Origin of the sequence: Mesorhizobium sp. M0909 (assembly GCF_040319515.1) — a bacterium.
In the GTDB taxonomy this organism is placed as follows: domain Bacteria; phylum Pseudomonadota; class Alphaproteobacteria; order Rhizobiales; family Rhizobiaceae; genus Mesorhizobium.
The window spans coordinates 71770-97014 of sequence record NZ_JAMYOA010000003.1; the positions used below are offsets into that span (position 1 = coordinate 71770).

At 63.8% G+C, this 25245-nt stretch carries 24 protein-coding genes; 17 read left to right on the forward strand and 7 right to left on the reverse strand.

From position 1 onward, the window contains the following. The first annotated feature begins 27 nt into the window (after window positions 1-27). Window positions 28-213: a hypothetical protein gene (locus NKH83_RS04895; RefSeq protein ID WP_352647215.1), complete on the forward strand. Its 186-nt coding sequence runs from the start codon at window positions 28-30 to the stop codon at window positions 211-213. A 14-nt stretch (window positions 214-227) separates the two neighbouring features. On the opposite strand, the gene NKH83_RS04900 is transcribed toward NKH83_RS04895, so the two are convergent. From NKH83_RS04900 to NKH83_RS04925, 6 genes are all read right to left on the reverse strand, one after another. Then, window positions 228-776: a DUF1254 domain-containing protein gene (locus NKH83_RS04900; protein ID WP_254819944.1), complete on the reverse strand. Its 549-nt coding sequence runs from the start codon at window positions 774-776 to the stop codon at window positions 228-230. Beyond that, the gene (locus NKH83_RS04905; RefSeq protein WP_352802344.1) at window positions 769-1353 is read right to left on the reverse strand and encodes a DUF1214 domain-containing protein; all 585 of its coding nucleotides are present in this window, start codon (window positions 1351-1353) and stop codon (window positions 769-771) included. The genes NKH83_RS04900 and NKH83_RS04905 overlap by 8 nt, the downstream gene beginning before the upstream one ends. 97 nt (window positions 1354-1450) lie before the next feature. Continuing rightward, window positions 1451-3610: a transglycosylase domain-containing protein gene (locus NKH83_RS04910; protein WP_352802346.1), complete on the reverse strand. Its 2160-nt coding sequence runs from the start codon at window positions 3608-3610 to the stop codon at window positions 1451-1453. Between the two features lie 153 nt (window positions 3611-3763). Then, on the reverse strand, window positions 3764-3925 hold the full coding sequence (locus tag NKH83_RS04915) for a hypothetical protein (RefSeq protein WP_352479526.1): 162 nt from the start codon (window positions 3923-3925) through the stop codon (window positions 3764-3766). A gap of 81 nt (window positions 3926-4006) precedes the next feature. Further along, window positions 4007-5626: a chaperonin GroEL gene (gene groL / locus NKH83_RS04920; protein ID WP_352479527.1), complete on the reverse strand. Its 1620-nt coding sequence runs from the start codon at window positions 5624-5626 to the stop codon at window positions 4007-4009. Between the two features lie 98 nt (window positions 5627-5724). Next, window positions 5725-6063: a co-chaperone GroES gene (locus tag NKH83_RS04925; protein WP_352479528.1), complete on the reverse strand. Its 339-nt coding sequence runs from the start codon at window positions 6061-6063 to the stop codon at window positions 5725-5727. 242 nt (window positions 6064-6305) lie between these two features. On the opposite strand from NKH83_RS04925, the gene NKH83_RS04930 reads away from it, so the two are divergent. The 16 genes from NKH83_RS04930 to NKH83_RS05005 all read left to right on the forward strand — a co-directional run bounded on the left by NKH83_RS04930 (window position 6306) and on the right by NKH83_RS05005 (window position 22793). Next, a complete protein-coding gene (locus NKH83_RS04930; RefSeq protein ID WP_352479529.1) occupies window positions 6306-6575 on the forward strand; it encodes a hypothetical protein in 270 nt (89 codons plus the stop codon). Next, complete coding sequence (locus NKH83_RS04935) at window positions 6572-6838, forward strand: DUF1488 family protein (protein WP_254819951.1); 267 nt, start codon at window positions 6572-6574, stop codon at window positions 6836-6838. Before NKH83_RS04930 ends, NKH83_RS04935 begins: the two co-directional genes overlap by 4 nt. A gap of 255 nt (window positions 6839-7093) precedes the next feature. Then, window positions 7094-7504: a DUF3168 domain-containing protein gene (locus NKH83_RS04940; protein ID WP_352802349.1), complete on the forward strand. Its 411-nt coding sequence runs from the start codon at window positions 7094-7096 to the stop codon at window positions 7502-7504. A gap of 373 nt (window positions 7505-7877) precedes the next feature. Continuing rightward, window positions 7878-8177 carry a hypothetical protein gene (locus NKH83_RS04945; protein ID WP_352479531.1) on the forward strand — a complete coding sequence of 100 codons (300 nt, stop codon included), beginning with the start codon at window positions 7878-7880 and terminating at the stop codon, window positions 8175-8177. Window positions 8178-8241: 64 nt separating this feature from the next. Next, window positions 8242-8907 (forward strand): response regulator transcription factor, encoded by a 666-nt coding sequence (locus NKH83_RS04950; RefSeq protein WP_023718390.1) that lies wholly within the window; start codon window positions 8242-8244, stop codon window positions 8905-8907. An 82-nt stretch (window positions 8908-8989) separates the two neighbouring features. After that, window positions 8990-10330, forward strand: coding sequence for an ATP-binding protein (locus NKH83_RS04955; RefSeq protein WP_502894334.1), 1341 nt, complete (start codon window positions 8990-8992; stop codon window positions 10328-10330). A 109-nt stretch (window positions 10331-10439) separates the two neighbouring features. Continuing rightward, window positions 10440-10874 carry an RT0821/Lpp0805 family surface protein gene (locus tag NKH83_RS04960; RefSeq protein ID WP_352479532.1) on the forward strand — a complete coding sequence of 145 codons (435 nt, stop codon included), beginning with the start codon at window positions 10440-10442 and terminating at the stop codon, window positions 10872-10874. Window positions 10875-10995: 121 nt separating this feature from the next. Beyond that, window positions 10996-12132 carry a c-type cytochrome biogenesis protein CcmI gene (gene ccmI, locus NKH83_RS04965; protein WP_352479533.1) on the forward strand — a complete coding sequence of 379 codons (1137 nt, stop codon included), beginning with the start codon at window positions 10996-10998 and terminating at the stop codon, window positions 12130-12132. Between the two features lie 3 nt (window positions 12133-12135). Continuing rightward, a complete protein-coding gene (ccmE, locus tag NKH83_RS04970) occupies window positions 12136-12579 on the forward strand; it encodes a cytochrome c maturation protein CcmE (RefSeq protein ID WP_352479534.1) in 444 nt (147 codons plus the stop codon). Between the two features lie 71 nt (window positions 12580-12650). Further along, the gene (locus NKH83_RS04975) at window positions 12651-14639 is read left to right on the forward strand and encodes a heme lyase CcmF/NrfE family subunit (RefSeq protein WP_352479535.1); all 1989 of its coding nucleotides are present in this window, start codon (window positions 12651-12653) and stop codon (window positions 14637-14639) included. Continuing rightward, complete coding sequence (locus NKH83_RS04980) at window positions 14636-15100, forward strand: cytochrome c-type biogenesis protein (protein WP_352479536.1); 465 nt, start codon at window positions 14636-14638, stop codon at window positions 15098-15100. The genes NKH83_RS04975 and NKH83_RS04980 overlap by 4 nt, the downstream gene beginning before the upstream one ends. Window positions 15101-15216: 116 nt before the next feature. Next, window positions 15217-16761, forward strand: a complete 1545-nt coding sequence (locus NKH83_RS04985) for a Do family serine endopeptidase (RefSeq protein WP_352479537.1) — start codon at window positions 15217-15219, stop codon at window positions 16759-16761. Between the two features lie 289 nt (window positions 16762-17050). Then, window positions 17051-17725 (forward strand): response regulator transcription factor, encoded by a 675-nt coding sequence (locus NKH83_RS04990; RefSeq protein ID WP_254819962.1) that lies wholly within the window; start codon window positions 17051-17053, stop codon window positions 17723-17725. Between the two features lie 6 nt (window positions 17726-17731). Continuing rightward, complete coding sequence (locus tag NKH83_RS04995) at window positions 17732-19201, forward strand: ATP-binding protein (RefSeq protein WP_352802353.1); 1470 nt, start codon at window positions 17732-17734, stop codon at window positions 19199-19201. Further along, complete coding sequence (locus tag NKH83_RS05000) at window positions 19201-22167, forward strand: bifunctional [glutamine synthetase] adenylyltransferase/[glutamine synthetase]-adenylyl-L-tyrosine phosphorylase (RefSeq protein WP_352802355.1); 2967 nt, start codon at window positions 19201-19203, stop codon at window positions 22165-22167. Before NKH83_RS04995 ends, NKH83_RS05000 begins: the two co-directional genes overlap by 1 nt. A gap of 146 nt (window positions 22168-22313) precedes the next feature. Next, window positions 22314-22793, forward strand: coding sequence for an EF-hand domain-containing protein (locus NKH83_RS05005; RefSeq protein WP_352569858.1), 480 nt, complete (start codon window positions 22314-22316; stop codon window positions 22791-22793). Window positions 22794-22844: 51 nt separating this feature from the next. Here the strand turns inward: NKH83_RS05005 and NKH83_RS05010 are convergent, their stop codons facing one another. Then, entirely contained in the window at window positions 22845-25169 is a 2325-nt protein-coding gene (locus NKH83_RS05010) for a PAS domain-containing sensor histidine kinase (protein ID WP_352802357.1), read from the reverse strand. Window positions 25170-25245 lie beyond the last annotated feature (76 nt).

Consider the following 25245-nt stretch of genomic DNA (forward strand, 5'->3'; position numbering starts at 1 on the left):
GGGGCAACCGAGAGGAATACGCGAACCATGGGCATGGTACTGTCTTTCGTGCCGCGAACGGCGGCAACCAATCGAGCACAACAAGCCGCGCCGGCGGCAGTGATCATATTTCCCGGGGTGCGCTACGAGCAGCGGCCGCTGACGGGCGAAACGCGGCCGACCGGCCCCGACAAGCCGGGACCGTCGGGAACATTGCCGGTACCGCACCACTGAGCATCGGAACCGGCCTAAAAATCCTGCAGTTCGCAGGAACTCTGTTCGAGAAACCGCGAGACGATCGGCTTCCAACTGTCGTCGGGCACGAACGAACGGATGACGAACACGCCTTCCTCTATCGGCGCCTCGACGAAGATGGCTCCTTGCAGTTCCTCGGGAAGGTCCTTGCGGACTTCGATCATCTGGGCCGGCGTCAGCACAACGGTGTCGAGCACGCCTGCGGTCGCACTGTGGTCGTTGAACGAGTAGATGTTGTGGCCGCCGCGGTCGTAGACCGATATCGACCAGAACGGCACCTTGCCCGGCGCCTTGACCCGCACCATCCCCTCGGCAAGGTCGAAGCGGCAAGCCGCCGCATAAAACAGCGGATCGACCGATTTCACCACCGGCGCGCCGCCGGCTTCCGCGTCGAGCCTGGTCATCTTGTAGAGATCCGAAGCCATGGCCAATCGCGACCAGGCGTCGCGTTCGGAGAACTCGGGGACGAGCAGCAGCACGACGATGTGCACGATGCCGGCGCCGAGCAGGCCGAGCAGCACGGCATGCAGCAGGCTACGCATTGCAGCCGACCTTCTGGATCTGCGGCAGCGTGACGTCCGACAGACCGGTGCTGCTGGCGATCGGTGTGTCGTAGAACGTGAGCACCAAGTACATCTTGCCGGCGCCGCTGGTCAGTAGCCAGTTGCCGGGCGCAGGGCGGCTGCCAACGGAAATGACCACCGAATTGTCGGCCTGGCGCAGCACTTGATAGGACTGCAGCGCAGCCGGCCTCGGCGTGCCGGTCTCGACCACCCCAAGCGACTGGTCGGCGGCATAAAGCGTCCAGAACCGGGCGGTGGGAAAACCGCCCGCAATCTTGTAGGCGCATTGCCGGTTGAGCTGTTCGCCGCCGGAATCGCGTTCGGCTATGAAGGACAGTCCTTCCGCCTGTCCGAGCGCCAGCACGCCTTCGCGAGCCACGCGGGCCTTGGAATAGGGATCCGCCGTCGGCGTGCCGATATCCGGGAAGGCGGTCCATTGGCCGATCCTGATGGCGCCGACGCCATCCTGCAGCTTCAGCGCGTACCAGACGCTGGCGCCACCGCCACCGATGGCGATGGCAAGCGAAAGCAGCGTCAGGAAGGCGTTCTTGAGCATGACGAGCCGGGAGAACCGAAGGCCGAGGACAGAAAGATTGCCGCCGGGGATATCTCGGCGCAGGGGCTTATGGCAAGCGGCCCCACAGAATTGGCCGTCACAGCGCCGACAGGGTCTCCGGTGCAGCGGGCGCGTCGAGCACGGGTGCCGCCTGGAAAAGCCTGGTCAGTTCTTTCAGGGTCCGGGTGGTCCGGCTGGACAGCACCGGCGGACGCTCGGCGGCGGCATCGGCTGCTGCCTGTTCGGCGTTCTTCTTTTCCGCTTCCTCGGCCTTGGCGGCGATTTCGGCATCGACGAAGGGGTGATCGATACCGGGGATCGGTTTCAGGTCGATATTCTGGTGCGCATAGAGCATCAGCCGCTGCCACACCATTGCCGGCAGCGTGCCGCCGGTCATCTTGTTGGTCGCGGTGAAGTCATCGTTGCCGAGCCAGACGGCGGCTGTGTAGTTGCCGGTAAAGCCGACGAACCAGGCATCGCGGTAGGACTGCGTCGTGCCGGTCTTGCCGGCGACAACGATGTTTGGAAGGGCCGCGCGCCGGGCCGTGCCGATCACCGGCACCGCCGCCAGCATGGTGTTCATGTATTTGAGCGCCTGCTCCGACAGCACCCGGTGCGGCGGCGGCGCGTCCTTGGCGAAGTCGTAGACCACTTCGCCGGTACGGTTGAAGAGTTGGCTTATGCCGTGCCGGGTTCCGGCAAAGCCGTTCTGGGCGAACACGCTGTAGCCCGTCGCCTGGTCCATCACAGTCATGCCCGATGTACCGAGCACCATGGTCTTGTGCGATTCCAGCGGCGACTCGACGCCCATGGCTTCCGCCATCGCCTTGATCGGCTTGATGCCGAGATAATCCTTGGCCAGCCGCACCGGCACGGTGTTGATCGATTTGGCCATCGCCGTGATCAGCGTCACCTTGCCGGCCGACCCGCCATTGTAATTGTGGGGCGACCAGCTGCCCCAGGAGATGGGTCCGCCGGACACCACCGAATCCGGCGTGAAGCCATGCTCCATCGCCGTCGCATAGACATAGGGCTTGAACGAGGAGCCGGTCTGGCGAAGTGCCTTGGTGGCGCGGTTGAACTGGCTGGCGCCGTAGTCGCGGCCGCCGACGATCGCCCGGACGGCGCCGTTGGTCTCGATGACGACGATGGCGCCCTCGGTGACGTTGTATTCCTTGCCGAACTGGCGGAGGTGGAACTCCATCGATTCTTCGGCCGCCTTCTGGATATTGGCGTCGAAGGTGGTGTGGGCGACAAGCGAGTGCGGGCCGCCTTTGGCGGCGATCTTCTTGACCTCGTCGAAGGCCCAGTCGAGGTAATAATCGGGGCTCTTCTGCTCGCCGCGGTCGACGATTTCGGCCGGGTGTAATCTTGCCTGCAGCACCTGGCCTTCGGTCATGAAGCCGGAATCGACCAGATTGGACAGTACCACATTGGCCCGCGCCCGGGCGGCGGGCAGGTTTATGTGCGGCGCGTATTTGGTCGGCGCCTTGAACAGGCCGGCCAGCATCGCCGCCTCGGCAAGGTTCAGGTCCTTGACGCTCTTGCCGAAATAGAAATCGGCTGCCGCCTCGATGCCGAAAGTGCCGCCGCCCATGTAGGCGCGGTCGAGGTAAAGCTGCAGGATTTCCTTCTTCGACAGATTGGCTTCGAGCCACAGCGACAGGAAGGCTTCCTTGATCTTGCGCTCGAAGGTCCGTTCGTTGGTCAGGAAGAGGTTCTTGGCCAGCTGCTGGGTGATGCTCGAGCCGCCCTGGACGACGGAATTGGCCCGCACATTCTCGAATATCGCCCGCGACAGGCCGAGCACATCGATGCCGTAATGGTCGAAGAAACGGCGGTCCTCGGTGGCCAGCACCGCCTTGATGACATGGTCGGGCATCTCGTCGACCGGCACCGAATCGCGCTGGATAATGCCGCGCTGGCCGATCTCGTTGCCGTAGCGGTCTAGGAAGGTGACGGCGAAGTCGCCTTGCGTGCGCCAGTCGCCGGCGGTTATCTGGAAGGCCGGCAAGGCCAGCGCCAAAAGGACGACGATGCCGCCGGCACCGAGCGTAAAGCCTTCACTCAACAGTTCGATCAGGCCGCGGCGCCAGCCGCCGACGCGGAAACGCCGCGAGAAGATGGTGGCCGCTTCCCAGAACTGGCGCGCCCTGAAGCCGATTTCGTAGACAGAGGAATCGATCCACGCATCCACCGCCAGCAGCCTTGCGGCGATCGGACCTCTTCTCTTGCGTGGTTCCAAAGGACTGGCCATTCCAGGATCCGGCTGCGGCGACGCCGCCAACTGAGAAACCGCATGCCGGCAATTTCACGGCGGCGCGCCTTTCAAGACTATTCGTCCATTTTGGTGCTGCCTACAAGGGCGATGAAGGTTCCGCGCTTGCGTGGGTGCTGAGGATTGGCAGCGTCACATGGGACGCTTGTCCGCGATCTTTTTCGGGTCGCGGCCTATCATACCGGCGTTGGCTTTCCTGTGCTTGTCGGCAAGCCTGCGAATGCGATCGAAGCGGCTTTCCTCGGCCACTTCGATTTTCGCCGCTGCATTTGGCTTCGGGACGAATGCGATCATTGATCGATCTCCTTGCCGATGGTGCGCGCCTGGAAGATACCCCGGAGACTGTCTTTCAGGCTTGTTTCCGGCAGTGACTGGTCAAAAGCCCATGCCGCCGGGCGAAGCAGCGGCTTCCTTCGCCGGAACGTCGGTGATCATGGCTTCCGCCGTGATCAGAAGCGCCGCAATGGAGCCCGCGTCCTGCAGCGCCGTCCGTACCACCTTCGCAGGGTCGACGATGCCGGCCTTGATCATGTCGACATAGACCTCGTTCTGGGCATCGAAGCCCTGATTGTGATCCTTGCCGTCGGCGAGCTTGCCGACGACGATCGAACCTTCGACGCCGGAATTTTCGGCGATCTGCCGGATCGGCGCTTCGAGCGCTCTCGACACGATCGAAATACCCGCCGTCACATCGGCATTGGCTCCGGTCATCCCGTTCAGCACAGCCTTGGCGCGCAGCAACGCGACACCGCCGCCCGGAACGATGCCTTCTTCAACGGCCGCGCGCGTGGCGTTCAGCGCATCGTCGATGCGGTCCTTCTTTTCCTTGACCTCGGATTCGGTGGCGCCGCCGACACGGATGACGGCAACGCCGCCCGCCAGCTTGGCGAGACGTTCCTGTAGCTTCTCCTTGTCATAGTCGGACGTGGTTTCCTCGATCTGCCCCTTGATCTGCTGGACGCGCGCCTGGATGGTGGTCTTCTCGCCGGCGCCGTCGATGATCGTGGTGGTGTCCTTGTCGATCAGCACGCGCTTGGCGCGGCCGAGCATCTCTATGGTGATGTTCTCCAGCTTGATGCCGAGATCCTCGGAAATCATCTGTCCGGCGGTGAGCACGGCGATGTCTTCCAGCATCGCCTTGCGGCGGTCACCGAAGCCAGGCGCCTTGACGGCCGCGACCTTGAGGCCGCCGCGCAGCTTGTTGACGACCAGCGTTGCCAGCGCTTCGCCCTCGACGTCCTCGGAGATGATCAACAGCGGCCTGCCGCTTTGCACCACGGCTTCGAGGATGGGCAGCAGTGCCTGCAGATTTCCGAGCTTCTTTTCGTGGATGAGGACGTAAGGGTCTTCCAGCTCGGCGCGCATCTTCTCGGCATTGGTGACGAAATAGGGCGAGAGATAGCCGCGGTCGAACTGCATGCCTTCGACGACGTCTAGTTCGGTTTCGGCGGTCTTGGCCTCCTCGACGGTGATGACGCCGTCATTGCCGACCTTGTCCATGGCCTTGGCGATCATGGCGCCGACGCTGGTGTCGCCATTGGCGGCAATGGTGCCGACCTGCGCGATCTCGCCTGAGGACTTGACCTTCTTGGCGCGCGCCTGGATTTCCTGGACGACGGCGCTGACGGCAAAGTCGATGCCGCGCTTGAGGTCCATCGGGTTCATGCCGGCGGCAACGAATTTGGCGCCCTCGCGCAGGATGGAAGCGGCAAGCACCGTGGCGGTGGTGGTGCCGTCGCCGGCGAGGTCGTTGGTTTTCGAGGCCACTTCGCGCACCATCTGTGCGCCCATGTTTTCGAACTTGTCGGAAAGCTCGATTTCCTTTGCCACGGCCACCCCGTCCTTGGTGATGCGCGGCGCGCCGTAGGCCTTGTCGATGATGACGTTGCGGCCTTTGGGGCCGAGCGTCACCTTGACGGCGTTGTTGAGGATTTCGACGCCGCGCAGCATGCGGTCACGCGCGTCGGTGGAGAATTTGATTTCCTTGGCAGACATGATCTTTTCCAGTTCGGTTGTCGTGGCACGGCGCTTGCAGCGCCTGAATCAAAGCTCGGAGCGTCCTTGCGCGCCCGGGAGCGCGCGCGGCCTTCCAATCAGGCGGCCTTCTTGGCAGCCACGGTCTTATCGACGGTGCCCATCTCGCTTTTGTCGATGATGCCCATGATGTCGGCCTCCTTCATGATCAGAAGGTCCTCGCCGTCTATCTTGACCTCGGTGCCGGACCATTTGCCGAACAGGATGAGGTCGCCGGCCTTGACGTCGAGCGGGATCAACGCGCCGCTTTCGTCCCGCGCACCCGGCCCGACGGCGATCACTTCGCCTTCCTGCGGTTTTTCCTTGGCATTGTCGGGGATGATGATGCCGCCCTTGGATTTGGTGTCGCTTTCGGCGCGCCGAATGACGACGCGATCGTGGAGTGGCCGGAATTTCATGGGGACTCTTTCTGGGGCCGGCTTAGGCGGCCGCCCCTCTCTATAGGCGCCTTGGCACTCGATTGATAGGAGTGCCAAAAAATATTCATAGGGCACATCAAATATTGAATTTATTATCTTGCCTGGCCATCCCCCTGTGTTCGGGACTTGCCGAATATTATTGAAATTGAATTTCTGTCTTTGAACACCTATTTACGATGAAGTTCACAGCCATGACTTTCGCTGCAAGGGAGATTTTACCGATGGCCGAAGGCAATCAGAACATCATGGAAAAAGCTCAGGCTCGCTTCATGGAAAACCAGAAGAAGACGGCGGAACGGAACAAAGCAACTGCCGAATATCTCTCGGAGGCGAAGGCTAGGAGCATCAAAACGGCAAGGCTGAGGGAATTGCGACTGGCCAAGGAAGAGGCGGACCGCGCGGCGGAAGCTCTGAATCCGGTCGCCGCAAAGAAGAAGCGGGCACGGGCAGTCAAGAAGGCCGTATCCGCATCGATGGAGGCGAAATCATGAGCCTGACATTTCCCAATCCCAGCCGCAGCTACGACGAGGCAAGCAAACGCATCCGCTTCGTCGGCCATGACGGCATGTTCCAGATTTCCTTCTCTGTCGCTACCGATGCCATCTCCAAGATGCAGCCGGGAACGGCGGCCTCAGAAGCTACCTACCTGGCAGCCTTCGACACGGCTTCCAACTCGATCCACGATGTCGCCAGGAATGCCTATGCCCGCACCCGCAGGAGCATATATGTGCTGACTGCGGCGGATTTTCGCTAGTCGCGATCCGTCCACAAGACGCTTTCTCAGGGCGTCCGACTTCGCTCGCCGTTTGACGTCGCGACCGTTCAGCCGGTCACGGGTCCGTGACGCGGACGGCTGCGGCGTCGCGCATTCCAGGAGCAGGGCTTATTCCCGAGGTCATGAAGGTTCATAATCCGTATGAGACGCGCTGATTCGCGCTTTTGCCGGGATGCCGTCATGCAACGCAGCTACGCAGCCGGGAGGTCGACGCGACGGGCGAGGGCAAAGACAATGACCGCCCCGGCCGTCGAATTGCAGAAGGCCATATTCGAGGCAGTGAACGACGATCCCGATTTATCGGCGGCACTGGGCGACGCACGATTGTTCGACCGTGCGCCGGAAAATGTTGCATTTCCCCACATGACCGTCGGCCGCACCAGCGTCTACGACTGGGCAACAGGGACGGAGAACAACGCCGAGCAGTTGCTGACGCTGCATGTCTGGTCGAAGTCCGAGGCCAGCAAGGAAACCACCGACATCATGGACCTGGTCAGCGCCCGCCTGCGAGATGCGGCGCTCTCGCTTGGCGACCATCGTCGCGCCCACCTCAAGCTCGAATTCGCCGAAGCCCGCTACGACGAGGACCTTTCGGCCCATCATGGGCTGCTGCGCTTCCGCGCCGTAATCGAGGAAGGCGGCTGACCACCGGGCACTTTTCGCGAATCGGGCAACTTTGTTCTTGCTTTGTGCCGGCAGCTATGCTACTAATTTAGGCATGGTGCTAATTGGCTCCAACGACCCGCAGCTTGGCGGGTTTTTTTGTTTCAGGTTCGGTTCGCCTGAGCTGCTATCGGTTGCCTTGGGCCGGATGCTTCGTCCTCCCAAATGGTCCTGCCCGCCAGATGATGCCGGTTGTCGGCGAAGGATTGCAGGGCTAGGTTAAACTTTGGCGATTTCGCGAGACGGGCGGCGAAATGGCAATCCGATAATCTCGCGCTTCAGGGGTGTGGCGGGCATGCATTCGAGCGTTCACCGTTCATATCACGTTCAGCACCGGCGCGTTAGAACGCTGGCCATGAAAACCCTTCGCTCCCACTTCCGGACCGCGGCACTGGCGCTCTCAGCCGCCGGCCTGCTTGCGTCGCAAGCGATGGCGATCCCCGCTGTCACCCCCGAGCAGCCCCAGCCGGTCGTCCTCGCCGCGTCCGACTGCTACGCGATCGGCCAGCAGGTGGCCGAGCAGAATGGCGGCACCTTGGCCAAGGCCTCGCAGTCGACACGCGGCGGCCAGCCGGTCTGCGTCATCGTCGTGCTCGTTCCGGGCAAGGACGGGCAGCGTCCCCGCCGCTCGGAGATCGTCGTTCCGCTGAACTGAACCGTGCCGTTTCCCAGTCTGCCGGAATCGGCCTATATCTGAACAGCTTCAACAGGCCTTCCGCATGCGCGTACTCGTCGTCGAAGATGACAAGGATCTCAACCGGCAGATCGGCGACGCGCTGGTCGATGCCGGCTATGTCGTCGACCGCGCTTTCGATGGCGAGGAAGGGCACTTTCTCGGCGACACCGAGCCCTATGATGCCGTGGTGCTCGATATCGGCCTGCCGCAGATGGACGGCATCAGCGTGGTCGAGCGCTGGCGGCGCGGCGGCCGCAAGATGCCGGTGCTGATCCTGACGGCACGCGACCGCTGGAGCGACAAGGTTGCCGGCATCGACGCCGGCGCCGACGACTACGTCACCAAACCTTTTCACATCGAGGAAATCCTGGCCAGGGTGCGCGCATTGATCCGGCGCGCTGCCGGGCATGCCTCGTCCGAGCTGACCTGCGGGCCGCTGCGCCTCGACACCAAGGCCTCCAAGGCCGACGTCGACGGCGTGCCGCTGAAGCTGACCTCGCACGAATTCCGGTTGCTTGCCTACCTCATGCATCATATGGGCGAGGTGGTGTCCCGGACCGAGCTGGTCGAGCATCTCTATGATCAGGATTTCGACCGCGATTCCAACACGATCGAGGTCTTTGTCGGACGGCTTCGCAAGAAGATGGGCATCGACATGATCGAAACTGTTCGCGGCATGGGCTACCGCATGCGTAAGCCGGAGGCGTAACGCGGAACCGCTTCCTACAAGACCCGCCGTCTCGAACACGCCGTCGCTGCGGTCATGGCCGCGTTCGCTGGCGTTTCGCGTCATCGCTTTTTCCACGGTCTGGGCGATCCTCACTCTGGTCGTCATCTTCACCTTGATCACCACGCTTTATCGCCAGGCCAGCGAGCGCGGTTTCGACAGCCTGCTTTCGGCGCATCTGTTCAACCTGATCGGCTCGGTCGGCGTTTCCGAAAGCGGCCAATTGACCGGCGCCCCCGACCTTGGTGATTTGAGGTTCTCGGAGCCGAATTCCGGCTGGTACTGGTCGGTCGAGCCCGCCTCGGAAGGCGTGCACGGCGATCTCCATTCGTCGTCGATGACCAAGGCGATCCCGTCGCCAAGCGTTGCCGAGGTGCCCTTCAATGCCAGCTTCCAGCGCAGCTATTCAGCGGATGGCATCGAAGGCGAGCAGTTGGAGGTGTTCGAGAGCGAGTTCGTCCTCGATGCGAAAAACCGCGCCGCGCGCTTCCGTGTCATGGGCAACCAGACCGAGCTGGAGCAGGAAATCGCTACCTTCCAGCGGCGCCTGTTGACCTATCTGTCGCTGTTCGGCGTCGGCATGATCGCCATCAACGCGATTGCGATCCTGCTCGGCTTGCAGCCGCTGCGCCGGGTCAGGAATGCGCTTGCGATGGTGCGCGAAGGAACCGCGCAACGCCTCGACGGCCGTTTCCCGGCCGAGATCGAGCCGCTCGCCAACGAGACCAATGCGCTGATCGAGAACAACAGGCGTATCGTCGAGCGGTCGCGCACGCAGGTCGGCAACCTGGCGCACTCGCTGAAGACGCCGCTTGCCGTGCTGCTCAACGAGGCGCGGGCGCTGGGTGGCGCCAAGGGGCAGCTGATCGCCGAGCAGGCTGCTTCCATGCAGAAGCAAGTGGACCATTATCTGCAACGTGCCCGCGTCGCCGCGCAGCGGGACAGCGTCGTCTACCGGACGCCGGTGACACCGCTGGTCCAGCGCATGGTGCGCGTGCTGCAGAAGCTCAACCCGCAGACGGCGCTGTCGCTGTCATTGCCGGCCACCGACATCGTCTTTGCCGGCGAACGCGAGGACCTGGAGGAGTTGCTCGGCAATCTGCTCGACAATGCGATGAAATGGGCAAGGAGCGCGGTCGCCGTTTCGGTCAAGCTCGTCGCTGGCACGGAAGGCTCAGCCAACCTGTTCGAGATAGCCATCGAGGATGACGGCCCCGGCATTCCCGACGACAAGGCGCGCGAGGTATTGCAGCGCGGCCGGCGTCTCGACGAGACAAAACCGGGCAGCGGGCTCGGACTTGCCATTGTCGCCGACCTTGTCAACGAGTATGGAGGCTCTCTGGCGCTGGAACGATCCGTCATGGGTGGATTGAAGGCGATGGTTCGATTGCGGAGCCTTCAGTAATGCTTTTCCAGGTGGCCGGCTGCGGCCAAATTTCCGACAAACATCGACATTATGGCCGCGCCAGCCTGATGACAGCGCGGCGGTCCAGCTCAAGAAAGCCGGTATTGGCATGAAGATTCGCGTCGCGCTCGTTTCCGCCTTGCTCGCCATCTCCGGCTGCACGACGCTCAGCAAGGGCCCGGCCGTTACGGTAACGCCGGCCGCCACGCCCCCCAGCGGCGCCAAGGTGGCGACGACGATCATCTCCGCCATGGGCGGCGGCCTCGTCGGCGGCTCTATCGGCGCCGGCCTGAGCGAGACCGAGAAACGCAGCGCGCTCGAGGCGGAATACAAGGCGCTTGAATACACGGCGAGCGGCCAGAAAGTGGCTTGGAAGAGCGACAGTTCGGCCCATCGCGGCGAAGTGGTTGCCGCCCAGCCCTATCGCGTCGGATCGCAGGACTGCCGGCAATACACCCATACGGTGTTTACCGGCACCGCCGGCGCCACCGCGCGCGGAACCGCCTGCCGCAATGCCGACGGCAGCTGGACGCCGCTGACGTAGCTGGTCCGGCCGTTGGTGCGCCGATCCCGATCGGCACCAAAGCACGTCGCGTTCGGCCCCGCCAAAGCGTCGCAGCACGCTTGTGTTGGCAGGGCAGGGGTCTCGTTCTATTGGAAGAGCCATGCTGTTCTGGGTCATAGCCGCAATCCTGACGCTGGGCGCAAGCCTGGCGGTGCTGCTGCCGTTGGCCGGTGGATCGAAGAACGCGTCCGCTGCCGGCGATCACGACCTCGAAGTCTATCGCGACCAGCTGGCCGAGCTTGACCGCGATATGGCGCGTGGCCTGATCCAGCCGATGGAGGCCGAAGAGGCTCGCGCCGAAATCGCCCGCCGCATCCTTCGCCTGAGCAATGCCGGCCAAGCCGGCGAGACGGCGACGCAGCCGTCGCGGTCGACAAGACTGGTGGCGACGGCTGCCGTGCTGGTGGTTCCACTGGTCAGCTGGGGCCTCTATGGCCATCTCGGCTCACCCGACCTGCCATCGCAGCCACTCAGCGAACGCCTGGCCAAGAACCCCGCCGACAGCTCGGTCGACGAGCTGATAGCCCGCGCCGAGGCGCACCTGGCGGCCAACCCATCCGATGGCCGTGGCTGGGACGTTCTGGCGCCGGTCTATCTGCGCATGCAGCGATACGCCGATGCGGTGACCGCCTATCGCAACGCCGTCCGCCTCGACGGCGACAGCGCCGCCCGTCAGGCGGGTCTTGGCGAGGCGATCGCCAATGCGGCCGGCGGCATTGTCTCAGCCGAAGCGCAGGCGGCGTTCGAGGCGGCGTTGAAGCTCGATCCGGCCAATCCGAAGGCCGCGTTCTATCTCGCGATGGGCATGGCACAGGAGGGCCGCATAGCTGAAGCCACGGCGGCCTGGCAAAAGATGCTGGCCGCCTTGCCGCAGGGCTCGCCGTGGCGCGGCGCCGTCGAGCAGGCGCTGGCCGAATCCGCCGCCCGCAGCGTCGCTTCGGAGGGGCCTGCGAAAGGGCCGAGCGCCGAGGATATCGATGCTGCTTCCTCGATGTCGCCGCAGGACCGGCAAGCCATGATCAGCACTATGGTTGCCGGCCTCGACGAAAAGCTTCGGCAAAATCCGCGCGACGAGGAAGGGTGGATGCAACTCGTTCGTTCTTATGTCGTGCTGGGCAAGACAGATCAGGCACGTGACGCGCTCAATCGCGGTATTGCTGTCTTTGGCGCCGATAGCGACCAGGCCAGGAAATTCACCGCCTTTGCCGCCTCGCTCGGCGTGACGGCGACGGAGTAGACGATGACGCGCAAGCACAAACGACTGTCGGTGATCGCCGCAGGGCTGGCGTTTCTCGGTGTTGCAACCGGGCTGACCTTCTATGCGCTCGGCCAGAAGGCCTCCTATTTCTACATGCCGGCTGATCTGGCCACCGCCAGCCTTCAGCCGGGCCAGCGCATCAGGCTCGGCGGCCTCGTCGAAAAAGGCACAGTAGAGCGTAGCCAAGGCGCCACCGTCGCCTTTTCGGTGACCGACAACCAGAAGGACGTCAAGGTTACCTATACCGGCATTCTTCCCGACCTTTTCCGGGAAGGGCAGGGCGTGATCACCGAAGGCTCGTTTGGCCCTGACGGCATCTTTGTCGCCGACAGCGTGCTCGCCAAGCATGACGAGACCTATATGCCCAAGGAAGTGGCCGACGGCCTCAAGGCCAAGGGCGTGTGGCAGGAGAGCAAGAGTGACTGAGCAGGTTCCGCAAAAGTGTTCCACGGTTTTGCGGCAAGAACCTGCGGCAAGATCTAGCGGGTGCGGCGACAGTGGTTGAAACCGGACATTTCGCCCTGGTCCTGGCGTTTGCGCTGGCCCTGGTGCAGACGGTGGTGCCGGTGTTCGGCGCGCGCACCGGCAACCACAAGATGATGGCCGTCGGCGCACCCGCCGCGCTGACCGGCTTTGCCTTGACGGCGCTGTCCTTCGTAGCGCTGGCGACCGCCTATGCAGGGTCCGATTTTTCGGTTGAGAGCGTCTGGGAGAACTCGCATTCGCTGCAGCCGCTGATCTACAAGATCACCGGAACCTGGGGCAATCACGAAGGTTCGATGCTGCTCTGGGTGCTGATCCTGACCTTCTTCGGCGCGCTTGTCGCCGTTTTCGGCGGCAATCTTCCGGCGACGCTCCGGGCCAATGTGCTTGCCGTGCAGGGAGCGATCGGCGCCACGTTCTTCCTGTTCATCCTGACGACGTCGAACCCGTTCGTCAGGCTCAATCCGGCGCCCATCGAGGGCCGCGATCTCAACCCGATCCTGCAGGACCTCGGCCTCGCCATCCATCCGCCGCTGCTCTATCTCGGCTATGTCGGTTTCTCGATCTGCTTTTCCTTCTCTGTCGCTGCCCTCATCGAGGGCCGCATCGACGCTTCGTGGGCGCGCTGGGTAAGGCCGTGGACATTGGTTGCCTGGATGTTCCTCACCGGCGGCATCGCCATGGGCTCCTATTGGGCCTATTACGAGCTCGGCTGGGGCGGCTTCTGGTTCTGGGATCCGGTCGAGAACGCATCCTTCATGCCGTGGCTGGCGGGCACGGCGCTGCTGCATTCGGCCATCGTCATGGAAAAGCGCTCGGCGCTGAAGATCTGGACGCTGCTTCTGGCGATCCTGACCTTCTCACTGTCGCTGCTCGGCACCTTCCTGGTGCGTTCCGGCGTGCTGACCTCGGTGCACGCATTCGCCACCGATCCGACGCGTGGCGTTTTCATCCTCTGCATCCTGACGCTGTTCATCGGCGGCTCGCTGGCGCTGTTTGCCTTGCGCGCCTCCCGGCTGACGGCCGGCGGCCTGTTTCACCCGATCTCGCGCGAAGGCGCGCTGGTCCTGAACAATCTGTTCCTGACCACCGCCACCGCCACCGTGCTGGTCGGCACGCTCTACCCGCTCGCCGTCGAGGCGCTTTCGGCCGACAAGATTTCGGTCGGCGCGCCGTTCTTCAACCTGACATTCGGCCCGCTGATGGTGCCGCTCTTGGTCGTCGTGCCGTTCGGGCCGCTGCTCGCCTGGAAGCGCGGCGACATTTTCGCGGTCGCCCAGCGCCTGATGGCGGCTTTCGCGGCGGCGCTGCTCGCCGTACTAGTGACAGCCTTGTTCATCGATGGCGCATCGGTATTCGCAGCGCTCGGTGTCGGCCTTGCCTTCTGGCTAATCTGCGGTGCGCTCACCGATCTCGGCGTCAAATCCGGCTTCGGCACCGTCGCGCTCGCCACCATGCTCAGGCGCTTCGCCGGCCTGCCGCGCTCGGTCTTCGGCACAGCGCTTGCGCATCTCGGCCTCGGGCTGACGACGCTCGGCATTGTCGGCACGCTTTGCTTCGGCACCGAAAAAATCCTGTCGATGCATGCCGGCGAGACCGTCGAACTGTCCGGCCACAAGCTGCGCTTCGAGGGGCTCTACCCGGTCCAGGGGCCTAACTACAGTGAGGATCGCGGCCGCTTCGCCCTGCTTGGCGCCGACGGCAGCGTCGCAGGCGAGATCACCTCGGCCAAGCGCTCATATCCGGTTCGCCAGATGACCACAACCGAATCCGGCATCAGGACGATCGGCTTCAGCCAGCTCTATCTTTCGCTTGGCGACGAGGGCAGCGATGGCTCTGTGGTCGTTCGTCTGTGGTGGAAACCGCTGGTGACGCTGATCTGGGGCGGCGGACTGGTGATGATGGCGGGCGCGGCGATGTCGCTGCTCGACCGTCGCCTGCGCGTCGGCGCACCGTCGCGCCGCAAGCCTGCAGGCGCCATGCCATCGGCGAGCCCGCAATGAGAAGGAGCACGCTGGCCTCGCTGGTCCTGCTGCTGGCGCTGTTGTTCGCCGGCGCCGCGCAGGCGGTCAAGCCCGACGAGGTGCTCGCCGACCCGGCACTCGAGGCGAGGGCGCGCGCTTTGTCGGAAGGCCTGCGCTGCATGGTCTGCCAGAACCAGTCGATCGACGAGTCCGATGCCGATCTTGCCCGTGACCTGCGCATCCTTGTGCGCCAGCGTCTGGTCGCCGGCGATACCGATCAGCAGGTGATGGACTACGTCGTTTCGCGCTACGGCGAGTTCGTGCTGCTGAAGCCACGCTTCAATCTGCGCAATGTCTTGCTCTGGGGAACGCCAGTTCTTCTGCTGCTCGTTGGTGGGACGTGCATCCTGCTGGCCGCCCGCTCGCGCCGCTCGACGGCGACAAATGCCCTGACCGCGGACGAGCAGGCGGCGTTGGACGCGATACTCCGCCGCGATTGATCGATACATTACGAAAGTTTCATGTACCGGAAATGGCGCCGTAATGTGCGGCTCTCTATTTCCTTTGTCGAGGATGCCAAGCAAGGGGCGTCCCTTGAAAAGAGGATACGAGAACCATGAATGTTGCCCCCAATTCATCTCTTCGCACTCGCAAACGCCTGCTGGCCGCAGCCGCATCCCTGGCCATTGCCGGCGCGATCGGCTTCGGCGCCGTTGCCACCGGGACAGCCCCGGTGCTGGCCGACGCCGTACGTGTCGAGGCACCGCAGGTCCCAAGCTTCGCCGATGTGGTCGAGCGCGTTTCGCCGGCGGTTGTCAGCGTGCGCGTCAAGGCCAAGATCCAGCCGACGGCGGATGACGGTTCCGACCAGATGGACGACGAGGACGGCTTAGGCAATCTTCCCGATAACCCGCAGCTGCGGCGTTTCTTCCGCGAATTCCGCGGCTTTGGCGATCAGGGCCCGAACGGAATGCGCCGTTTTGGACATCGTGACCGCAACAACGACCAGCCGCGGCCGGTGGCGCAAGGGTCGGGTTTCTTCATCTCCGATGACGGCTATCTCGTCACCAACAACCATGTCGTCGAGGAGGGCACCGCCTTCACCGTGGTGACCAATGACGGCAAGGAACTCGACGCCAAGCTGATCGGCACCGATCCGCGCACCGATCTTGCCGTGCTCAAGGTCGATGACGGTAACAGGTTCACCTATGTCGACTTCGCCGATGATTCCAAGGTTCGCGTCGGCGACTGGGTGGTGGCTGTCGGCAATCCGTTCGGCCTCGGCGGCACGGTTACCGCCGGCATCGTTTCGGCCCGCGGCCGCGATATCGGCGCCGGTCCCTATGACGACTTCATCCAGATCGACGCCTCGGTGAACCGCGGCAATTCGGGCGGCCCGACCTTCAACCTCAACGGACAGGTTGTCGGCATCAACACCGCGATCTTCTCGCCGTCGGGCGGCAGCGTCGGCATTGCCTTCGATATTCCCGCTTCGACCGCCAAGCAGGTCGTGCAGGATCTGATGAGGAACGGTACCGTCCAGCGCGGCTGGCTCGGCGTCGAAATCCAGCCGGTCACGCCCGAAATCGCCGAGTCGCTTGGCCTTGGGTCCGGCAAGGGCGCGCTCGTTGCCAGCGCGCAGGACAGCGGTCCCGGCAAGAAGGCCGGCATCACCGCCGGTGACGTGATCACCCAGGTGGACGGCAAGGACGTTGCTTCACCGAAGGAACTCGCCCGACTGATTGGCGCTTACCCGCCCGGCAAATCGGTCGATGTCACGGTGTGGCGCAACGGCAAGAGCGAGGCGGTCAAGGTCGACCTTGGCAAGCTGCCGTCGAGCGACAAGCAGGCCTCGGTCGACCAGCAGCCTGCTCCGGCACCGAAGACCGACACGCTCGCCGATCTCGGCCTGACCGTTACCAAGTCCGAAAATGGCAAGGGACTTGTGGTGACCGACGTCGACCCCGACAGCGATGCCGCCGATCGCGGCATCCAGCCCGGCGACGTCATCACCTCCGTCAATTCGACGGAAGTGAGCGGCACCGCCGACGTCGACAAGGCGATGGCCGACGCGGTGAAGTCCGGCCGCAAGGCGGTGTTGATGCAGATCACCCGCGACGACAGCAACCGCTTCGTCGCACTGCCTGTCGCCAAGGGCTGACTTTTCCGGTGCGGCGGTTTTCAACACCCCCGAGCCGCCGCACGGGAAAGCACGGGGCCTGAATACGTTAGTCAGTCATCGTGTTCCGCCCCAGCGGCAGCGGGCTTCCCATCGCCCGCTGCCGCTCGAACATGTCGCTCAAAGCGTGAAGCGGTTTTAGGCTACGACATGCTAAAACAAAGACTTACCGCGTATCCCTGAATCACTTTGTTCGCGATACGCCATGGAGAAGGCCACGATGCGTATGCCGGCCACTCAATCTTCCAGTGAAATCGCGTATAACGGTTCTATGAAGATTCTCGTCATAGAAGACGATCGCGAGGCAGCCGACTACCTGCAGAAGGCGTTCGCCGAGGCCGGCCATACCGCCCATGTCGCCGGCGACGGCGAAACCGGCTTCGCGCTCGCTGATTCCGGCGACTATGACGTCATGGTCGTTGACCGCATGATGCCGCGCCGCGACGGCCTGTCCGTCATTGCCGGGCTCAGGTCCAGAGGCAACACGACGCCCGTGCTCATCCTGTCGGCGCTCGGCGAAGTCGACGACCGGGTCACCGGTCTGCGCGCCGGTGGCGACGACTATCTGACCAAACCCTACGCCTTTTCCGAACTGCTCGCCCGCGTGGAGGTGCTGAACCGCCGCGCCAGCGCCAGGGAAGCCGAAACCGTCTACCGGGTCGGTGATCTCGAACTCGACCGGCTGTCGCATTCGGTGCGCCGCGCCGGGCGCGAGATAACGCTGCAGCCGCGCGAGTTCCGCCTGCTCGAATATCTGATGCGCCATGCCGGCCAGGTGGTGACGCGCACCATGCTGCTCGAGAACGTCTGGGACTACCATTTCGATCCGCAGACCAACGTCATCGACGTTCATATCTCGCGGCTGCGGGGCAAGATCGAGAAGGGCTTCGACAAGCCGATCCTGCACACGGTTCGCGGCGCCGGCTACATGCTGAAAAGCGGCTAGAACCCCATGGCTCTTTCCGTGCCGGCCATCATGAAGACGACGGCAGCGCGGCTTTCGGCGCTTTATCTTCTGCTTTTTGCGCTGTGTGCGGTGTTGCTGGTCTTGTACATGACCTCGCTCTCGGTGCGCATGCTGACCGCCCAGACGCAGGAGACGATCAACGACGAGGTGCTCGGCCTTGCCCGCGCCTATCAGCGCGGCGGCCTCCCGCTGCTGGTCCGCGTCGTCGAGCAGCGCTCCCGCCAGCCCGGCGCCAATCTCTATCTGATCGCCGATGCCAACGGCCAGATCCTGACCGGCAACGTGCAGAGCCTGGAGCCGGGCGTGATCGAGGCCGAGGGCTGGACCACCGAACCGTTCTCCTACCGCCGCTTCGGTGAGGGCGAGCTCGAGCGGCAGCGCAACCCGGTCTCCGACCCGAACGAGCCCGCCCAGAGCGAAGTCCAGACCGAAGGCGAGAAAGGCCACAACGCCGTTGCCCTGGTGCTGCGCCTGCCCAACCAGATGATCATGCTGGTCGGCCGCGACCTCGGCGAGCCGGAGCGCTTCCGCGCCGTCATTCGCCGCGCCTTGATGCTGGCGCTCGGCATGATGGGCGTCGGCGGGCTGCTGATCTGGTTCTTCGTCGGGCGCGCGGCGCTGAAGCGCATCGACAGCGTGTCGGAGGCGAGCCGCCGCATCATGGGCGGCGATCTTTCCGGCCGGCTGCCGGTCACCGGCGCCGGTGACGAGTTCGACCGGCTGTCGGAAAACCTCAATTCCATGCTGGCCCGGATCGCCACGCTGAACGAGGGCCTGAAGCAGGTCTCCGACAACATCGCCCACGACCTGAAGACGCCGCTGACCAGGCTGCGCAATCGCGCCGAGGCGACGCTTTCCGGCAAGCACAACACCAGTGACTACCGGCAGGCGCTGGAAGGAACGATCGCCGAATCCGATCAGCTGATAAAGACCTTCAACGCTATCCTGATGATTTCGCGGCTGGAGGCAGGTTATTCCTCGGAAAGCACCACCAGGGTCGATCTGGCCGCTGCCGTGCACGACGTCGTCGAACTCTACGAGCCGGTAGCGGAGGAGGCGGGCGTGACGCTCGAAACTTCGGTGCAAGGTTCTTTCGTCGTCGACGGCAATCGCGAGCTGATCGGCCAAGCACTGTCCAACATCGTCGACAATGCGATCAAATATTCGACCGACTCGACCTCCAGGCCTACGGTTCGCGTGACGCTGGAGCGTATCGGTAGCGAGATCAGACTCGCCGTCTCCGACAACGGCCAGGGCATTCCCGACGATGTCGACCGCGCCAGGGTGACCGAGCGTTTCGTGCGGCTGGAAAAGAGCCGCTCGCAGCCGGGTTCCGGCCTTGGCTTGAGTCTCGCCAAGGCGATCATGACATTCCACAATGGACGGCTTGAGCTTCTGCCCGGCAATCCCGGATTGTTGGTCGTCATGAGTTTTCCCGGGCGGGAGGATCGCTGATGGTTGCGAGGATGGCAGTGCGACGCCTGGAAACGGACTGGCTGTTGAAGCCGGCGGTAGAGCTCGTTCCGCTGGATGCAAGCCGCGCCAGGCAGGAATTGTCGGAGATCGCCGACGCCGCGCGGCAAAAGGAACTGCCGCGACTGGCGAAATTTCTCGCCGGCAAGGGGGTCGTCCAGGATTTCCTCGCCGCCGTGTTCGACCTGTCGCCGTTCCTGCGCGATACCGCGCGCCGCCGGCCGCGGATACTCGATGCGCTTTTCGACGGGAGGGTCGAGGCGCGGCTGTCATCGATCGGCGCCGCGGTCGACAAGGCAGCACGCGCAGAGGCCGTCTCCGAAAGCAGCCTGATGATGGAGCTGCGCCAATGCAAGGCGGAGGCGCATTTCCTGATCGCCTTGGCCGATCTCGCCGGCGAGGCCGAGACCTCGTTGACAGTGCGGAGACTGAGCGACCTTGCCGATGCCTGCACGCGTGCGGCCGTCGATTTCCTGCTCCGCGATGCGCATGAGCAGGGTAAGCTCCGATTGCCGGATCCCAAAAATCCGGCGCGACGCTCGGGCTGGATTCTGCTCGGCATGGGCAAGCTCGGCGCGCATGAGCTGAACTTCTCCTCCGACATCGACCTCGTCGCCTTCTTCGACCCCGATGCGCCTGCCGTCGTCGACCCGCTCGATGCCACAGAGCTGTTTTCGCGCCTGACTCGTCGGCTGGTCCGTATCCTCCAGGACCGCACCGAGCACGGTTACGTCTTCCGCACCGATCTCAGGCTTCGTCCCGACCCCGGCTCGACGCCGCTGGCGATCCCGGTCGAGGCGGCGCTGCGCTACTATGAGGCGCGCGGCCAGAACTGGGAGCGCGCCGCCATGATCAAGGCTCGCCCGGTGGCCGGCGACGTTGCCGCCGGCGCCGCGTTCCTGAAGGAACTGCAGCCCTATATCTGGCGCAAATACATGGACTATGCGGCGATTGCCGACGTCCATTCGATCAAGCGCCAGATCCACGCCCACAAGGGCCATGGCGAGGTCGCGGTCAAAGGCCACAACGTCAAGCTCGGTCGCGGCGGCATCCGCGAGATCGAGTTCTTCGTCCAGACCCAGCAGCTTATCGCCGGCGGCCGCTTTCCCGAACTGCGCGGCCGCGAGACGGTGTCGATGCTCGGCGAACTCGCCGCGCGCGGCTGGATCACCGCCGACGCGCGCGATGCGCTCACCAGGCAATACTGGTTCCTGCGCCGCGTCGAACATGCCATCCAGATGGTTGCCGACCAGCAGACGCATATTCTGCCGGAGGACGAAGAGGGGCTGGAACGCGTCGCCCGCATGCTGGGCTTTGCTGATGCGGCAGGCTTTGCCGAAACGTTCCGCGCGGCGCTGCATCAGGTCGAGCGCCACTATGCAGCGCTGTTCGAGACCGCGCCGGAGCTTTCGGCCGGCATCGGCAATCTGGTCTTTACCGGCGACGTCGACGATCCCGATACCTTGCAGACCCTGCGGCGGCTCGGCTTCCAGCGGCCGAGCGACATCTGCCGGGTTATCCGCGGCTGGCACTTCGGCCGCTACCGCGTCACCCGGTCGGCGGAGGCACGCGAGCGGCTGACCGAACTGACGCCGGCGCTGCTGCAAGCCTTCGGCCAGACGCGGCGGGCGGACGAGGCGGTGATCCGCTTCGACGAATTCCTTGCCGGCCTGCCTGCCGGCATTCAGCTGTTTTCGCTGCTGCAGTCGAATCCGGCGTTGCTGAATCTGATGGCGACGATCATGGGCGCAGCACCGCGGTTGGCCGCCATCATCACGCGCCGGCCGCATGTCTTCGATGGCCTGCTCGATCCGGCGCTGCTGAGCGAACTGCCCAACCGCGCCTATCTGTCGGCGCGCCTTGCCGCCTTCCTCGAAGGCGACAGGGCTTATGAGGACGTGCTCGACCGGCTCCGCATCTTTGCTTCGGAGCAAAAATTCCTGATCGGCGTCAGGCTGCTTGCAGGGTCGATCGATCCGCCGCGCGCCGGCCGCGCCTTTTCCGATCTCGCCGATCTGACCATCGAGGCGGCGTTGCAGGCGGTGACGGCGGAATTCGCGTTGCGTCATGGCTATATTGCCGGCGGCAGGGTCGCACTGCTCGGCATGGGCAAGCTCGGCAGCCGCGAACTGACGGCGGGTTCCGACGTCGACCTCATCCTGCTCTACGATCACGACGCCGATGCCGAGGAGTCCGACGGCGACAAGCCGCTTGCCCCGTCGCATTACTACAGCCGGCTGACGCAGCGGCTGATCGCCGCCGTTTCCGCGCCGACCGCCGAGGGCGTGCTCTACGAGCTCGACCTTCGCCTGCGACCGTCCGGCAACAAGGGGCCGGTGGCCACGCACGTCGATGCCTTCAAGAAGTACCAGCGCCAGGACGCCTGGACGTGGGAGCATATGGCGCTGGCGCGGGCCCGCACGATCGGTGGCGATGCCGAGCTCTGCCGCGAGGTTGAGGAGGAAGTTGCCGCAGTGCTCGCTCTGCCGCGCGATCCAGCCAAGGTGATGGCCGAGGCATCCGAGATGCGCGCCATGGTCGATAAGGAGAAGCCGCCGCGCGATCCCTGGGACATCAAGCTGATCCCGGGCGGCCTCATAGATCTCGAATTCATTGCCCAGGTTGCGCTGATCACGGGAAAGATCGAAGCCGGCCGCAGGGCTACCGGCACGGCTGAGGTCCTGTCGCGCCTGGCGCCGGATTTCGCCGGCGCCCAGGTCAGGCAGGAACTGGTGGATGCCTTTTCGCTCTATCTGGCGCTGACTCAGATGATACGGCTTTGCCTCACCGGCGCGTTCGAACGCGACGACGTTCCGCCAGGGCTTTCCGATCTGCTTCTTGCGGTCACCGACCTGCCTGATTTCGGTGTGCTTGAAGCGCATCTTAAGGAGACGTCGCAGAAGGTCAGAAAGGATTTCGACCTTCTGCTTCGTGCGAAGCAACCGTGACGGCAACCAGCCGTACGGGCGAGAGCATCGGACCCAAAATTGCGACCTTTTTTTGGGAGGTTCCGATGTTCAATCAAAGAGATAGAGCGGGGGATTGAAGGTTCGCCGCTCTAGCATCGGGGGTGACGATGCAACAGGAGAAGACCATGAGAAAGACAACCAGACTTGCACTCGTTTTCGCAGCCCTGGCCGGCGCCGTCGGCACCGCGGCCTATGCAGACGAGCACTCCGGCGCCGGGCCGCGCGACGGCATGATGATGCGCCTGGGCAAAGTCATGAAGGACAATGACGGCACCATCACCTTCGACCAGTTCTCCGACGCCATGAACGCGCGGCTGAAGAAGATGGTCGCTGACAATGGCGGCAAGCTGACCGTGGCACAGCTCGCCGACGCGCTGGAGAAGGCACGCTTCGAGCAGATGGCCAGGCGCATCATCGCCCGCTACGACACCAAGGGCGACGGGACGCTGACCGCCGACGATATCACCAGCCGCCAGAAGAAGGTGTTCGCCATGCTCGACCGTGACAATGACGGCAAGATCGAGAAGAACGAACTGCCGAAGGGTCCCGGCCGTCACCGCCAATGGGACGGCGAAGGCAATGATGGCGCTGACGGCATGCAGTGAGAATTGACAACCGCTCCGGCGGCGCGAGCCGCCGGAGACTTATCTGGTCATTCACGCAGCCGCCCTGATCGCCTGCGCGACTTTCTTCATCGGGATGCGTACCGAGACGATCGTGCCGATGCTTTCGGTCGAACGGATCTTCAACGCGCCACCCTGAAGCTCGGCCAGCGAGCGCGAGATGGCGAGGCCGAGGCCGGAGCCGGTATGGCTCTTGGAGAACTGGTTTTGCACCTGTTCGAATGGCCGTCCGAGCTTGCTCAGCGCCGCTTTCGGGATGCCACAGCCATTGTCCTCGATCGTCAGGATCAGCGCGCTGGAAATGCTGCGGGCTCTGACCGATATGTGGCCGCCTTGCCCGGTGAACTTCACCGCATTGGACAGAAGGTTGATGAGGATCTGCTTGATCGCCCTGCGGTCGGCGAACAGCGTCAGCGAATCGGCGATGCGGGTTTCGACGGTGATCGACTTTTCCGCCGCCTGCAGCGAGACGACGCGAACCGTCTCCCTGATGAGCGGGCAGAGATCGATTTCTTCCTGATCCAGGGCGAACTGGCCGGCCTCGATCTTCGACATGTCGAGGATGTCGTTGATCACGCCGAGAAGATATTTGCCGCTGCCATTGATGTCGGTGGCATACTCTTCGTAGCGCGGCGACCCCAGCGGCCCGAACAGCCGCCGTTCCATCAGTTCCGAGAAGCCGATGATCGCGTTGAGCGGCGTCCGCAACTCGTGCGACATGTTGGCCAGGAATTCGGATTTGGCCCGGTTTGCCGCTTCGGCCCGCTCGGTTTCCTTCATGTATTTGCGATTGAGCTCGACGAGCTCACGAGCCCGTTCTTCTTCCGCGCGGCGGGCAAGGCTGAGGTCGTGGATTGTCGCCATCAGCCGGCGCTCGCTGTCGACCAGCTTCTCCTGGTGCAGCTTGATCTGGGTGATATCGGAGCCGACCGAGACGGTGCCGCCGTCCCTTGTCCGCAACTCGTTCACTTGCAGCCAGCGGCCGTCGGCAAGCTGGCGTTCGAAGGTCGCGCCCCCCTGCGGTCCGTTGGTATTGGCAAGCCGCCGCTCCGAGGCGAAGGCCAGCATGCGTTGTTCCAGCACGGCGCGCGGGGCGCCCGGCATCACGTCGCGATCCGACAGGCCGTTGTCCTGCTGGTATTTGGAATTGCACATGATCAGGCGCTCGGACGAATCCCACAGCACGAAGGATTCGTTGATGTTTTCGATGGCCGTCCTCAGGCGCAGGTCCGCCGCTTCGGAGCGCAGCGCCAGGTGCCGCTGCTCGGTGACGTCGACGGCGATGCCGATCAGCTGGATCTCCGGCGCTTCCGGGTCGATAACCTGTGCTCTTGCGCGCATCCAAACCCATTGCCCGTCGGCATGGCGCATCCGGAACACCTGGTCGATATGGTCGATCTCGCGTGCGACGATCCTGTTGGCGAGTTCGAACAAATCGCCGTCCTCGGGATGAATGATTTCGTCGACTTCGCCGAACGACAGCATCGTGTCGCAAGGCTCGTAGCCCAGCATGTCGTACATCGAGCGCGACCAGTACATCTTGCCGCGCACCATGTCCCAATCCCACAGGCCGCAGCGGCCGCGCACCAACGCCATGTCGATGCGCTGGTGGGCTTCGAAATAGATGCGGTCGGCGGCCTGGGCACGCGCCGCCTGGCCGAAATAGGCATAAAGGATGACGATCAGCACGCCGGCCGTCAGCACGAACAGCGTGACATTGAGTGAGACCGTCTTGCGCCAGGCGTCAAAAACTGCCTCCTGCGGCACGAACGCTGCCGCGGCACCCTTTCGGCCATTCGCCAGGCTCACTGCCGCGTACCAGTCCTGTCCGCCGATGCTGACCTCCATCACTCCGGCGCGGTCGCCGAACATGAACAGCGGCTGCCCGCCCTGCACGACGCCATCGAGCGATCGGCCCTCCCAGTGCATCGACTGCGGCGATACGGCAATGATCTTGAAGGCGCTGTCGGTGATCGCCAGTACGTGGCTTCGGCCCATCGCGCCCTGACGACCGGTGCTCTCCAGCAGGTTCTGGATCGCACCTGGCGCGGAAACCATGGTCGCGTCGGCGATCGAACTGGCCAGTTGGCCGGCGGCCAGCGCAAGGATCGCCTTGGCGTCGCGCTCGATCTCGTCGCGCTCGTTCATCAGTGACAGAAAGCGCAGTACCGCGATGATCAACAGAAACATGATAATGAGGGCCGGTATCGATCGCCGCAACAGCGGCTCGGCTGCCAGCAGCCGTCGGTAGGCAGGTTCGGCGATGAGCCGCGTATTGCCCGCGAGACCGTCGTTTCGCGCCTCGCGACGCTCAAACGCCGTCCCACCGGGCGCGCCCCACGCGTCCGCCTTCGCCATAAATGGCACTCCCCGATTTTCTGTCCCGCTTGACGATCCGGCAACGCCGCACTTCCGAATCGTCACTAAAGAATCA

What these genes read in the sequence shown, in the direction of transcription:
- NKH83_RS04895 (WP_352647215.1), top strand. Translation starts at nt 28, where the DNA reads ATGGGCATGGTACTGTCTTTCGTGCCGCGAACGGCGGCAACCAATCGA.
- NKH83_RS04900 (WP_254819944.1), bottom strand. Translation starts at nt 776, where the DNA reads ATGCGTAGCCTGCTGCATGCCGTGCTGCTCGGCCTGCTCGGCGCCGGC.
- NKH83_RS04905 (WP_352802344.1), bottom strand. Translation starts at nt 1,353, where the DNA reads ATGCTCAAGAACGCCTTCCTGACGCTGCTTTCGCTTGCCATCGCCATC.
- NKH83_RS04910 (WP_352802346.1), bottom strand. Translation starts at nt 3,610, where the DNA reads ATGGCCAGTCCTTTGGAACCACGCAAGAGAAGAGGTCCGATCGCCGCA.
- NKH83_RS04915 (WP_352479526.1), bottom strand. Translation starts at nt 3,925, where the DNA reads ATGATCGCATTCGTCCCGAAGCCAAATGCAGCGGCGAAAATCGAAGTG.
- groL (WP_352479527.1), bottom strand. Translation starts at nt 5,626, where the DNA reads ATGTCTGCCAAGGAAATCAAATTCTCCACCGACGCGCGTGACCGCATG.
- NKH83_RS04925 (WP_352479528.1), bottom strand. Translation starts at nt 6,063, where the DNA reads ATGAAATTCCGGCCACTCCACGATCGCGTCGTCATTCGGCGCGCCGAA.
- NKH83_RS04930 (WP_352479529.1), top strand. Translation starts at nt 6,306, where the DNA reads ATGGCCGAAGGCAATCAGAACATCATGGAAAAAGCTCAGGCTCGCTTC.
- NKH83_RS04935 (WP_254819951.1), top strand. Translation starts at nt 6,572, where the DNA reads ATGAGCCTGACATTTCCCAATCCCAGCCGCAGCTACGACGAGGCAAGC.
- NKH83_RS04940 (WP_352802349.1), top strand. Translation starts at nt 7,094, where the DNA reads ATGACCGCCCCGGCCGTCGAATTGCAGAAGGCCATATTCGAGGCAGTG.
- NKH83_RS04945 (WP_352479531.1), top strand. Translation starts at nt 7,878, where the DNA reads ATGAAAACCCTTCGCTCCCACTTCCGGACCGCGGCACTGGCGCTCTCA.
- NKH83_RS04950 (WP_023718390.1), top strand. Translation starts at nt 8,242, where the DNA reads ATGCGCGTACTCGTCGTCGAAGATGACAAGGATCTCAACCGGCAGATC.
- NKH83_RS04960 (WP_352479532.1), top strand. Translation starts at nt 10,440, where the DNA reads ATGAAGATTCGCGTCGCGCTCGTTTCCGCCTTGCTCGCCATCTCCGGC.
- ccmI (WP_352479533.1), top strand. Translation starts at nt 10,996, where the DNA reads ATGCTGTTCTGGGTCATAGCCGCAATCCTGACGCTGGGCGCAAGCCTG.
- ccmE (WP_352479534.1), top strand. Translation starts at nt 12,136, where the DNA reads ATGACGCGCAAGCACAAACGACTGTCGGTGATCGCCGCAGGGCTGGCG.
- NKH83_RS04980 (WP_352479536.1), top strand. Translation starts at nt 14,636, where the DNA reads ATGAGAAGGAGCACGCTGGCCTCGCTGGTCCTGCTGCTGGCGCTGTTG.
- NKH83_RS04985 (WP_352479537.1), top strand. Translation starts at nt 15,217, where the DNA reads ATGAATGTTGCCCCCAATTCATCTCTTCGCACTCGCAAACGCCTGCTG.
- NKH83_RS04990 (WP_254819962.1), top strand. Translation starts at nt 17,051, where the DNA reads ATGAAGATTCTCGTCATAGAAGACGATCGCGAGGCAGCCGACTACCTG.
- NKH83_RS04995 (WP_352802353.1), top strand. Translation starts at nt 17,732, where the DNA reads ATGGCTCTTTCCGTGCCGGCCATCATGAAGACGACGGCAGCGCGGCTT.
- NKH83_RS05000 (WP_352802355.1), top strand. Translation starts at nt 19,201, where the DNA reads ATGGTTGCGAGGATGGCAGTGCGACGCCTGGAAACGGACTGGCTGTTG.
- NKH83_RS05005 (WP_352569858.1), top strand. Translation starts at nt 22,314, where the DNA reads ATGAGAAAGACAACCAGACTTGCACTCGTTTTCGCAGCCCTGGCCGGC.
- NKH83_RS05010 (WP_352802357.1), bottom strand. Translation starts at nt 25,169, where the DNA reads ATGGCGAAGGCGGACGCGTGGGGCGCGCCCGGTGGGACGGCGTTTGAG.